This window comes from Alkalibacterium putridalgicola, assembly GCF_040959045.1.
Lineage (GTDB): Bacteria > Bacillota > Bacilli > Lactobacillales > Carnobacteriaceae_A > Alkalibacterium > Alkalibacterium putridalgicola.
This window is the reverse complement of sequence record NZ_CP162615.1, coordinates 2,114,197-2,126,523: the sequence shown is the minus strand read 5'-3', so window position 1 is coordinate 2,126,523 and position 12,327 is coordinate 2,114,197. Positions and strand designations below refer to the sequence as shown.

Genomic DNA, 12,327 nt, shown 5'->3' with positions numbered 1-12,327 from the left:
TATTGACTATAGTTTAACATGATAAATGTTATCCTTTTATCATAATGCTTGAGCAGTGTTCAAGTCTTTATGATCGATTTTTATGATTATAATTTGTTAAACTGGGAGTAGTACTTAGAAGGAGAGATGGTTATGATACCTAAAATTATCCATTATGCCTGGTTCGGAGGCAACGAACTCGGACCATTAGAAGAAAAGTGTCTGGAAAGCTGGAAAAAATACTGTCCTGACTGGGAGATCATGCGCTGGGACGAGTCAAATTTCGATCCCAAAGAACATGGGACCTATGTGGAACAAGCCTATGAAAGAGAAGACTGGGCTTTTGTATCGGATGTGGCCCGACTATATGCATTGAATGAATACGGTGGCGTGTACTGCGATACTGATATGGAACTTATCAAGCCGATCGACAAGTTCCGAAAATTCCCGGCTTTTTTCAGCTTTGAAATCGAAACTGAAATATCCACTGGAATCATTGGCGCAGAACCGCATCATCCCTTTATCGAAGAACTGTACAATGACTATGAAGGCAGAGAATTCATTTTGCCCGACGGTTCAAGAGATGATAAGACAAACGTCATAAGGATCACTGAAATAATGATCGAAAGAGGCCTCAAACCAAATAATACACGTCAGGAGATAGAAGGCTGCACGATTTTTCCGCGTGAATATTTTTCTCCGAAAGATTACTGGACCCGGGAAGTGGATGCGACAGAAAATACACATGGGATCCACCAGTTCACGGGCAGCTGGTTATAGACTTTGTCATTACCGTTTAGAAGCAAGTCAGAACATTACAGTTCTGGCTTTTTTTCATAGGATACGGTGCATACAGACAGGTTTAACGTTATAATGTGAAAGAGTGTGAGTACATGAAAGGGTGATTGGATGAAAGTATTTATAAATGGAAAAATATACCTTGAACGCGATTCCTTTGCAGAAGCGATGATCGTAGAAGGTAATCGAATAATCAAAGTTGGAACGAACGATGCCTGCCTGCAGGGCCTTACAGAAGCAGCACGGGAATCAGTGACAGACTTAAAAGGAAAAACAGTCTTGCCGGGGCTTAATGATTCGCATCTGCATTTTTTAATGACTGCAGAGTATCTAAGTTTGCTGCCAATCACAGATGTGACCTCAATGAACGAACTCATAAAAAGATGTCGGGACTACATAAAGAAGAATAAATTGACGGCAGATGATGTTTTATATACTGAAGGATGGAACCATACGACCTTTACAGATGAAAAAAGGATGCCGGACCGTTCGGATCTTGATCAGGCTTCAACGGAGGTCCCTATCGTATTGGTGCGGGTGGACAGACACGTTATGAGCCTGAATACCGCAGCTTTAGATCATTTTAATATAACAGTTGAGACCCGTCCTTCTACAGGCGGAGAAATAAAGAAAGATGATGCCGGTCAGCTGACGGGGATCTTGACAGAAGGAGCTGTTGATCTCGTTAAGGCAAAATTGCCGAAGAAATCCCGTGAAGAGAAAAAAGAATTGCTCGTGGATACGATGGCACTGGCCAATAAAAAAGGACTGACATCGATGCACACGAATGATGCTAAAGATGAAACGATCGAAGAAACCCTCTCACTGTATAAAGAACTGGAAGATGAAGACCGGTTGTCGATCCGTTTTTATCAGCAGGTCTGGTTCAATAACGGCAAGTATTTATCCGACTTCTTCAATAGTGACTATACATTCCAACAAGGCTCAGCCTGGAATAAAATCGGTCCGGTCAAATTCTTTATCGACGGGACACTGGGAGCGCGGACTGCGGCCTTGAGAAAGCCTTATACGGATGACCCGGCTGCTTTTGGGATAGTGACCAAGACTCAGGAAAAGCTGACAGAAGAAGTGACACTTGCAGTAGAGAATGGCTATCAGGTGATCATTCACGGCATAGGAGACCGCGGTATCGAAATGATTCTGAACGCTTATGACAACACCCTGAATGGTCAGCCGAATACGCTCCGACTCGGCATCAATCATATGCAGATCACCGGACACGACCTTATCGACCGGGTGGCAGAAAAGGATTATCTTACTTACGTCCAGCCGATCTTTCTTGATGACGACATCCCGATCATAAGAGAGTGCGTGGGAAATGAGCGGGCAGAAACCTCTTATTTGTTTAAGACGATGCATGACAAAGGGATCCATCAGTCATTCAGTAGTGATGCACCTGTTGTTTCTTTTGATCCTTTTTATAACATTCAATGTGCAGTAACACGAAACCGTCTAGAAAGTACCGGAAAGGACCCTTATCTTCCTGAAGAAGCTATGGATATCTGTGCAGCGATCGATGCCTATACCTATGAAAGTGCCTATGCATCATTTGAAGAAACTGAAAAAGGGCGGATCAGAGAGGGATATCTGGCTGATTTTATCGTTCTGGACAAAGATATTTTCACTTGTGATCTGGACGATATAAAGACGACTAATGTTCTGGCGACCTTTGTTGACGGGAAATGTGTCTACAAGACCGGTGAAGCAAATGAAAAATAATGTGATAACTCAAGCTCGTGTGAAAAACATTATACTCATCGTCATCGGTTCACTTCTTTATGCCATAAGTGTGAATGTGTTTACCGTGCCGAATGGTTTGGCTGAAGGCGGATTGACGGGTTTTTCTCTGATCCTGTTTTATCTTTTTGGGCTTCCGCCTTCTTATACCATCTTCATTATAAATATATTTATTCTTGCCATCGGTTATAAGTTCCTGGATAAAAAAACCTTATATTATACGCTGATAGCCAACGGTATCATCTCTGTCCTTTTATTGGTCGTCACACAGTGGGCCTTCATTCCTGAAACCACTCTGCTGGCGCCTATAGGTTCTGGCGTATTCATGGGAGCAGGGATCGGACTGATCATGCTGGGACACGGAACGACAGCTGGCAGTGATATCATCGCCAAGCTCCTTCACAAATACGCGGGCATCAATGTCCCAACAGCCTTACTTTTGATCGACGTCTTTATCGTTGTTCCGAGTGCTTTTATTATCGGTGCGGAAAATGCCTTCTTGACCCTGATCAATTTATACATCCAGAGTAAAGTGATAGACTTTATACTTGAGGGTCTGAATCCCAGGAAATCCTTCTTCATCATTTCTGCTAAGTATGTGGAGATAGCCGAAGCGATCGAGCAGCAGCTGGGCCGGGGCATCACGATTTTAGACGGCAAAGGGTATTATACCAAAGAAAAGAAAGAGATTCTGTACATCATAATCAGCCGTAGAGAAGTCCTTCGGATCAAACGGATCGTTGAGGCGATCGATCCCAATGCATTCATGACGATCTCTCATGTTCAGGAAGTAACGGGAGAAGGGTTTTCTTACTTATCAGAGGAAGTACAGGCACAACGGATAACCGAGGCTGAAGAAGAGTGGAATGATTAAACAAGAATGGTTGTAATTTGATTTGTTTAGTTTATAATTATTGTAAAGTGTAAAAAAAGAGGAGTAATGACATGACAGATAATATCATAGAGGTCAATAACATAAGTTTTAACGTTGGCCATGAAAAAATATTAAGTGGCGTGGATTTTTCCATTGTCAAAGGAGAGCGTGTGACGATCACTGGTCCTTCGGGGGGAGGCAAGAGCACCCTGCTGAAAATCATAGCCAGTATTCTGACGCCCACAAAAGGAAACATCGTTTATAAAGGTAAAGACGTCTCTGAAATCGATCCGATCGATTACCGTAAAGAAGTGTCCTATTTCTTTCAGAATGCGACCTTGTTCGATCAGACGGTCAGAGATAATTTAGCATTTCCTTATGAGATCCGCGACGAAGAATTCAATGAAACAAAAAGCGTGACCATGCTGGAAAGATTGAAATTGAACCGCTCATACCTGGACAAAGAAGTGAAGGATCTTTCAGGGGGAGAAAAACAGCGTGTCGCCCTTGTAAGAAATCTGCTGTATAAACCTGAAGTCATCTTGCTGGATGAAGTGACGAGTTCACTGGATGCTGAAAATAAAGATATTATCTACAGTATACTAGACGAATTGAATGAAGAAGATAACATGACGATTCTTTCAGTCACCCATGATGAGAGAGAAATTAATAAGGCTGATCGGATCATACGAATCCTAGATGGAAAGGTGGCTGAACAATAATGGGTGCAAACTTAGAAATCGGAAATTTTTCGTTACTGTTATCTACAGGGTTGCTGTTTATTGCCATATTTGTAGATTATAAAGAAAAACTGGATCTAGGTAACGATATTTTCATCGCCGGTGTCAGAGCGGTCGTGCAGCTGTTCGCCATCGGTTATGTCCTGAAGTATATCATTCAAGTCGACAACTTCTTTATTACGCTCGCAATGGTCCTGTTCATCGTCTTTAATGCGGGTTTCAATGCCCACAAGCGCAGCGAAGGAATATCGAATTCCTTATTTATCTCACTCACAGCGATCGGAGTGGGGACTGCAATCACGTTGGGCGTCATGCTTGTTTCAGGAGCCATTATATGGGTCCCGTCACAGATCGTACCGATCACAGGGATGATCGCCAGTAATGCCATGGTCGCCATCGGATTGACTTACCGAGCATTGAACAGCAAGTTTACTGATCAGAGACAACAAGTCCTGGAAAAACTTGCTTTAGGTGCTAATGAGAAACAGGCATCCATGAGCATCATAAGAGAAAGTGTGAAGACAGGCATGAGTCCGTCGATCGACCGGACGAAAACGGTAGGTCTAGTGAGTCTGCCGGGAATGATGTCTGGCTTGATCTTTGCGGGTGTTGATCCTACAGATGCTATTAGATACCAGATCGTTGTTATGTTCATGCTTATTGCCGTTACAAGTATTGCAAGCTTCATTGCAAGCTATCTAGCCTACAGAGAATACTATAATGACCGGAACCAGCTGATGATATAAAAAATCATACGAGCAAGACCACTCTGTCCATAGTTGATCAGGGTGGTCTTTTTATATTACACTGTTACAAAATATCTCGATACTGAAATAGTTTTGAGATATTAGTTCATGAATAATACAAACTAACTAAAAGGAAGTGACAAAGGTCCTAAACCCCTTTTCTTTTAAATATAGCATGGTAAGATACAGTCAGTTGTTCAGGAAAACCAGATGAACGAACACTGTCTAATTAACCTTACCGATCGAACTATATGAAAAGGGGAATAAATTAATGACTATTCAAAAAATTACATGGCTTAAAGCAGGCTTGACATTATCCGCAGCTGGATTGATGCTGCTGACAAATGATACAGAAGCAAGTGCCAATTCAAACTGGGCACCGCGTACGGTTCTGGAAATCGAAGAAGATATCAATGAAGCTAAAGCAGATTATGATGAAGACAAAACACTGGAATATACTTTCCAATGGGGAGATACACTATGGGGCGTTTCTCAAGCCACTGATATCTCGGTTGAAAAACTGGCAACAGTGAATGATATTGATAACCGCAGCCTGATTCAGGTAGGGACGACTATTTATTTAAGTAATGATCTATCCGTCATTTCTGTAGAAAATGAAGAAGAGGTCGTCAGTTACGATGTATCTGAAGATGAAGTGAAAGAAACAGAAACACCTAAAGAAGTAGAAGAAGCTAAAGAAGAGAAAAAAGAAGTGAAAGATAACCAGGCAGCGGCTGAAAAAGCAGCGGCCGAAAAAGCAGCAGCCGAAAAAGCAGCAGCCGAAAAAGCGGCGGCTGAAAAAGCGGCGGCTGAAAAAGCGGCAGCCGAAAAAGCGGCAGCTGAAAAAGCAGCAGCCGAAAAAGCGGCAACAGAACAAGCAGCGTCAACTTCTTCTAACAATACAGCATCACAGGAAGAATCTGGCCGTTGGATATCAGTTGAAGCCACAGCGTATTCTAGAAATCAGGCAAGCTTAAGTAACTTTACCTTTATGGGTATTGATTTAAGAGAGAATTCTCGCGTTATTGCTGTAGATCCGAATGTCATTCCACTGGGTTCTAAAGTATTCGTACCTGGATATGGTGAATACATTGCCGGAGATACTGGTGGTGCCATTAAAGGTAATCGAATCGATGTCCACATGGAAGATTTAGATGCGGCATGGTCATTTGGACGTCGTCAAATCGACATCAAAATATTAGACTAATAGAAAAGTCAGTAAAAAAGTACAGAGTAACTATACTCTGTACTTTTTTTTTGATGTGCGCCCGGCATGGGCGACAACTTGGTGGTGAAAGTCCACTACAGACTTGGCAGTAGGAACTGTTAGCGAAAGACAAGGGTGTCCGCCGTGAGGCGGAATCTGAAGGAAGTCGGACGCAAATGCTTGCACTGACGAACAGAAACTTCATACCAAGGCTTAATAGAACGGATGAGCTTGCATCACAAAGTGAAGTCCGATACTGCCCGAATTCTATTGAGTAAATGAAGCAGTGACGTGAGCAGAAGGTTGTCGTTCTTACCCGGGGAGGTCTCGTCAGCGCTTAGTAGTAACAACGAATGGCGAGAAGTCAGCCGAGGTCATAGTAGGGAAAATGTACCGAAGGACCGAACAATATCAATACTTTGAAGATTGGAGGTTAGGCATTATGACAAACGCAGAAAACGACCCACGGGTTGGCAAACTACAAAGGGATAAGCTGGAAGCGAAAGAGTATGTAGATGTGCGGAGTAATCGCCTAGGTGAATGTAAAGACAAGTATGGTGAGTCTCTCATGAGGCTCGTTGTAAGTGAGAAGAATCTATTTGAAGCGGCTAAAATTGTTAAACGCAATAAAGGAGCTGCTGGAGTAGATGGTATGACAGTTAATGAGATAGAATCACATATCATGGAAATGAGTCCGTATTTAAAAAAGAAACTGTTAGACGGCACCTATAAACCACAACCGGTCAGACGGGTGGAAATTCCCAAAGCGAATGGGGGTATCCGAAAACTGGGCATTCCAGTGGTACGGGACCGAGTGGTCCAGCAAGCCATCAGGCAAGTGATAGAACCTATCATTGATAAACATTTCCTCCCACACAGTCATGGGTTCCGTAAAGGGAAAAGCAATCATACAGCTCTGAAAGAGTGTGTCGACTATTATCAGCAAGGCTACAAAGTGGCCGTCGATTGTGACCTGAAACAGTGCTTTGACACACTCAATCATGATAAGCTGATGTACTATCTCGAACAGTATATACAGGACAAAATGATTCTGAAAATTATCCGTAAGTTCTTACAGAGCGGTGTCATAGATCTGTCTGGCGAATTCGTAGAAAGTAACACAGGCGCACCACAAGGTGGCGTGATTTCGCCCCTACTCAGTAACGTATACTTACATGAACTGGATAAAGAAATGAAGCAGAGAGGACATCGTTTCGTTCGGTTCGCTGATGACTTCGTCATCTTTGTGAAGTCAAAACGAGCCGGTGAACGTGTGCTCCAAAGCATCACTCGCTTCATTGAAAAAGACCTGAAACTAACTGTCAACCAAGAGAAAAGTAAAGTGGGTTCACCAACGCGTTTAAAGTTCTTGGGTTGTCTGATAACCACAGTGAATGGGGTCTGTCGCTACAGACCTTCGAACGAAGCCAAAGCGAAATTCATTCGCACCTTGAAACGCTTGACCAAACGTAAGCGAGCAGGGAAGTTTGATGAGATTGTCAAAGAGATAAACAGCCGAACAAGAGGCTGGATAAATTATTTTGGCACAGGCTTCATCAAAACCTTCGTAACTAAAGTGGAGCAATGGCTCCATCACCGAATCAGGCAGCTAATTTTAAAGAGATGGAAAAATCCACGTACTAAGATTAGCAGATTAATGCGCTTAGGTCTAGATATAGATAGTGCCAAACGCATAGGCTATTCCAGAAAGAAATACTGGAGACTGTCAAAAACACCTGAAGTTCATTGGGTGCTTACAACGAAAAGACTCTACCGGTGGAACGTAGTTTCACTACGAGACCTGGCAGAGTCTGCTTACTTAAGATATTGAACCGCCGTATACGGAACCGTACGTACGGTGGTGTGAGAGGACGATAAATGAATTAATCATTTATCTCCTACTCGATGAAAATCGATCCTTTGTAATATTAATAATACTAAATACAAACGAGTAACCAAATTGTTAAAGCGTTATCTTTTTAAAAAAATGCTATTAATGATAGGGTATAAGTAGATAGGATCTTGGAAACATTAGTACGTTCATTCGTTCGTCAGTGTTTGATATGTCATATAAAAGTGATAACAGTAAAATGAGTCGACGTGCTATCACTTTTAAAAATAACCTTATTCTGATAGGTTATTTATAGATAATACACAAAAGGAGAGATGCTATGAACGAAGAGTTTTCTAGCATAGCAGAACCGGCCGTCCCATAATTCGAAGTGGCATGGTTAACGATACGTTGACGAACTGGATACTGACACCGTAGACGACATATACGGATAAAACAGATAACTGCAGAATTATTGAAAGGAGAATATATATTGAAGAAACTGACAAAGTTACTTGCTCTGATAATGACCGGTGGTATGCTCATGGTCGGTTGTGGAGAAGTTGACGAAGAGCTGCCTGATGTAGAAGAAACAGAAGAAAATATAGATGAAGGACTTAACGATGTAGAAGAAGGGGTAGAGGATACGGGGAACGAAATTGATGAAGAGTTAGACGAAGAAACGGAATAACAGGCTGATTCACCTAAAAAGGAATGAGTATTATGAAAAAACTGACAAAACTTATTGCCCTTACCCTGACTGGTGGTTTGCTTTTAGTCGGGTGTGGAGAAACAGATGATATGGAAAATGATTTGCCTGATGTAGAAGAAACAGAAGACGATTTAATGAATGATGACTTGGGTGATGAAATGGAAGACGACGCTGAATGATATTCTGGTCAAACATTATAAATTACTAAAACTCTAATGAAAAAAGCGGATCAACCTGCTTGCTCTGATGATGACTAACGGCATAGTCATAGTTACAAGCGGAGACAGCGATCAATGAAGAGTTAGCTGATGTGAAAGAGCCCTCAGATTCTCTCGTCCGTTTGTTGGGTTAGAATAGTGAGAAAGTACAGACGAATAACAAACGTTCAATCTCAGAATATGTATATTAAAAAGGCACACACCTTATTGAAGGCGTGTGCCTTTTTTACTAGTCCAAAAGTGAATTATGTTTTGCTTCAATGGATTCATTTTTATAATATACACGAGGGACCCTTTTACCAATACCGCAGAGAATCTCATAATGAAAACTGTCAGTCAGGTCTGCCATTTTATATATACTGGGATGACCTTTTTTTGGATCGCCTATAAACACAAGCTCAGTATCTTCATTGAAACCCGGGATATCACTTACGTCGACCATCAGCTGATCCATACATATTCGTCCCACGATAGGCGCTTTATGATCATCTGTAGTCAGATACCAGCGGTTGGATAATTCTCTAGGGATCCCATCGGCATATCCCAGTAAGATCGTTGCTATAGTTTTTTCTTCCGCTGCTGTAAAAGTTCTTCCGTATCCGATCGTTGTTCCTTCTTCGACCTTTTTTACATAAGCCGCATGAGTAGATAATCTCATTACCGGCTGCAGATCTATTTTATCTTCAAGAGACTTGTCCGGGTGATATCCGAACAAAGAAATTCCTGTACGGATCATATCCAGGTGATATTCAGGGTATAAAAGAGTTGCTGCAGTATTACTGCAGTGGGTCAGGTCAAAGTATATCCCCTGGTCTTTGAGGTCATTAACGATATCCATAAAAAAATCAAATTGGTGTTTTGTATAAGTTGGATCTTCGGTATTTTCGGCTTCGGCAAAGTGAGTGAAAATACCTTCGAACTCTACCCATTCGGAAGTCATGGTTCGACTTAATCTTGCTGCTTCTTCACGTGAACGTACACCGATCCTGGCCATACCCGAATCGACCTTTAAATGGATCTTTGCCTTTTTCTGAAGACTTTCGGCGGAATGTTTAACCTTACCGGCAATTTCATCAGAGAAAACTGTAATGGAAATGTCATTCTTGATTGCTGTTGGAATCGTATCCGGTTCAATTGGACTCAACAGAAGAATGGGACTTTTCACTCCTGCTTCCCTCAATTCCATGGCTTCATCCAAGACAGCTACAGCTAGAAAATCGATGTTCTGACTTTCGAGATGCCTGCCGATCTCTACAGCGCCATGGCCATAGGCATCTGCTTTGATCACACCCATGAATTTGGTTTTAGGGGATAATAATTCCTTCATACGAATATAATTATCAGTCAGTTTATCTAAGTCGATCGTTGCACGAGTATAGCGATAACTACCATAATGCATAATCAGTACTCCTTTCAGTTACACTTTATTTTAACATGAAAAAGGGGAATTAATGAAGCAGCGATGTGGGATTTCATAGACTTTAAACACGAATAAATAGTTAGGGATGGAATGGGAACGAGAAAAAAATGACAGCTTGTCATCATTCCTGTTTTTGTATAAAATAGAGATAGTGATTAAAGGGAGATGTAAATATGATGAAAATTACCAAAGAATCATTAGCAAATTACAAAGATAGATATAACGGAAATGCTACCAATAAAGTGGTACAGAATGCGATCGCCAAAGTAGGAATAAACAAATCCTCTGTCGATAATAACATGACCAGACGACATAATTTCGTGTTCTCTCATGAAACAGAAAAAGGCGACATCACGAATCAGAAGTCCAGTGGGCGCTGCTGGATGTTTGCCGCATTAAATACTGCTCGCGTAGATACAATGGAGAAACTGAATGTGAAGACATTTGAATTTTCGCAGAATTATACCCTTTTCTGGGATAAGTTGGAAAAATCAAATTATTTCCTCGACAGTATAATTGAAACGGTGGATGAACCCCTCAACTCACGTCTGGTTCAGCACCTGCTGCAGGACCCCGTTCAAGATGGTGGACAGTGGGATATGTTTTCTGGGATCCTTGAAAAATACGGGGCTGTTCCCAAATCAGCCATGCCGGAAACCTATCATTCTTCTAATACACGAGAACTCAACCAGCTTCTGACTGCCAAACTGAGAGACTTTGCCGCGAAGATTCGAGAAAATCATAAGAGTGGAAAAACAAAGGATGAGCTTGTTGAACTGAAAGAGGACTACCTCTATTTTGTCTATGCCTTGTTAGTGAAGACATTGGGTGAGGTTCCGGAATCATTTACGTATGAATATCGCGATAAGGACGAAGAATTCCACCGTATTCATGAGATAACTCCACGTGAGTTCTTTGAAAAATATGTTGCATGGGATTTGGAGGAACGCATTAGTTTGATCAATGCGCCCACTGATGATAAGCCGTTTGGTAAAGCATATACTGTTAAATATCTGGGAACGATCAAAGAAGCACAACCGATCAGATATGTTAATGCACCTATTGATGCATTGAAAAAAGCAGCGGTCCAGTCGATCAAAGATGGTGAACCGGTATGGTTTGGCTGCGATGTCGGAAAAATGCTTGACCGTGAAGCAGGGATCATGGATGATAAAGCGTATGATTACGAAGCAACCTTGGGAGAGTCTGTTGAACTGACTAAAGGCCAGCGCCTCGATTATGGTGAAAGTTTACTGACCCATGCGATGGTTTTTGTTGGAGTTGACCTCGATGATGAAGGCAACCCGATCAAGTGGAAAGTCGAAAACAGCTGGGGCGACAAGAGCGGAGATAAAGGTGTCTATTCGATGACTGATAAATGGTTTAACGAATATAACTATCAAGTGGCCGTTAAACGTAAATACATTGATGAAAAATGGCTGAAAGCTCTAGACGAACCAGTTGTTGAACTGGAACCGTGGGATCCTATGGGTGCTCTGGCCATGGTCAAATAAACCTTCAGGCATTCTAACTTGCTGAAGGGAGACGTCTATCATCATTAGTCACCTGGACTAACGATGCGGTGCGTACAGCTATTCTTGATCTCATTAGGCGCACCCAGCAAGGAGACAAATTGAGTACGCTGAATGAGCTACGCAAAGGACGTACCCGGCGAGAATAAAGCTTGAGTACGCCGAATGAGCTACGCAAAGGACGTACCCAGCGAGAATAAAGCGTGAGTACGCTGAATGAGCTGCGCAAAGGACGTACCCGGCGAGAATAAAAGGTGAGTACGCTGAATGAGCCGGACAAAGGACGTACCCGGTGAGAATAAAAGGTGAGTACGCTGAATGAGCCGGACAAAGAACGTACCCGGCGAGAATAATACGTGAGTACGCCGAATGAGCTACGCAATGGGCGTACCCGGCGAGAATAAAGCATGAGTACGCTGAATGAGCCGGACAAAGGACGTACCCATCGAGAATAAAGCATGAGTACGTCGATTCAGCACATTCAGCACTGTAGTCTTAAAAATATCGCAGAA

Annotated in this window: 11 protein-coding genes; 10 read left to right on the top strand and 1 reads right to left on the bottom strand. The window is 42.2% G+C overall.

What is annotated here, in order from left to right:
* Positions 1-132 precede the first annotated feature (132 nt).
* The 9 genes from AB4027_RS10115 (at position 133) to AB4027_RS10075 (ending at position 8,824) form a co-directional block, all read left to right on the top strand.
* Positions 133-759, top strand: a complete 627-nt coding sequence (locus tag AB4027_RS10115) for a glycosyltransferase family 32 protein (RefSeq protein WP_368645241.1) — start codon at positions 133-135, stop codon at positions 757-759.
* 129 nt (positions 760-888) lie between these two features.
* On the top strand, positions 889-2,517 hold the full coding sequence (locus AB4027_RS10110; RefSeq protein WP_368645240.1) for an amidohydrolase: 1,629 nt from the start codon (positions 889-891) through the stop codon (positions 2,515-2,517).
* A complete protein-coding gene (locus AB4027_RS10105) occupies positions 2,507-3,409 on the top strand; it encodes a YitT family protein (RefSeq protein WP_177165509.1) in 903 nt (300 codons plus the stop codon). The genes AB4027_RS10110 and AB4027_RS10105 overlap by 11 nt, the downstream gene beginning before the upstream one ends.
* 71 nt (positions 3,410-3,480) lie before the next feature.
* Complete coding sequence (locus tag AB4027_RS10100) at positions 3,481-4,131, top strand: ATP-binding cassette domain-containing protein (RefSeq protein WP_091488646.1); 651 nt, start codon at positions 3,481-3,483, stop codon at positions 4,129-4,131.
* Positions 4,131-4,895, top strand: coding sequence for an iron export ABC transporter permease subunit FetB (fetB, locus tag AB4027_RS10095; protein ID WP_091488648.1), 765 nt, complete (start codon positions 4,131-4,133; stop codon positions 4,893-4,895). The genes AB4027_RS10100 and fetB overlap by 1 nt, the downstream gene beginning before the upstream one ends.
* 271 nt (positions 4,896-5,166) lie before the next feature.
* Positions 5,167-6,102 (top strand): 3D domain-containing protein, encoded by a 936-nt coding sequence (locus AB4027_RS10090; protein ID WP_368645239.1) that lies wholly within the window; start codon positions 5,167-5,169, stop codon positions 6,100-6,102.
* Positions 6,103-6,544: 442 nt separating this feature from the next.
* Positions 6,545-7,933 (top strand): group II intron reverse transcriptase/maturase, encoded by a 1,389-nt coding sequence (gene ltrA, locus AB4027_RS10085; protein WP_368645238.1) that lies wholly within the window; start codon positions 6,545-6,547, stop codon positions 7,931-7,933.
* A gap of 493 nt (positions 7,934-8,426) precedes the next feature.
* Positions 8,427-8,624: a hypothetical protein gene (locus AB4027_RS10080; RefSeq protein WP_368645237.1), complete on the top strand. Its 198-nt coding sequence runs from the start codon at positions 8,427-8,429 to the stop codon at positions 8,622-8,624.
* 32 nt (positions 8,625-8,656) lie between these two features.
* Entirely contained in the window at positions 8,657-8,824 is a 168-nt protein-coding gene (locus AB4027_RS10075) for a hypothetical protein (protein WP_177165510.1), read from the top strand.
* A 268-nt stretch (positions 8,825-9,092) separates the two neighbouring features.
* On the opposite strand, the gene alr is transcribed toward AB4027_RS10075, so the two are convergent.
* Positions 9,093-10,262 carry an alanine racemase gene (gene alr, locus AB4027_RS10070; protein WP_368645236.1) on the bottom strand — a complete coding sequence of 390 codons (1,170 nt, stop codon included), beginning with the start codon at positions 10,260-10,262 and terminating at the stop codon, positions 9,093-9,095.
* Between the two features lie 197 nt (positions 10,263-10,459).
* Here alr and AB4027_RS10065 point away from each other — a divergent pair, with 197 nt between their 5' ends.
* On the top strand, positions 10,460-11,797 hold the full coding sequence (locus AB4027_RS10065) for an aminopeptidase C (protein ID WP_368646428.1): 1,338 nt from the start codon (positions 10,460-10,462) through the stop codon (positions 11,795-11,797).
* The last annotated feature ends 530 nt before the right edge of the window (positions 11,798-12,327 follow it).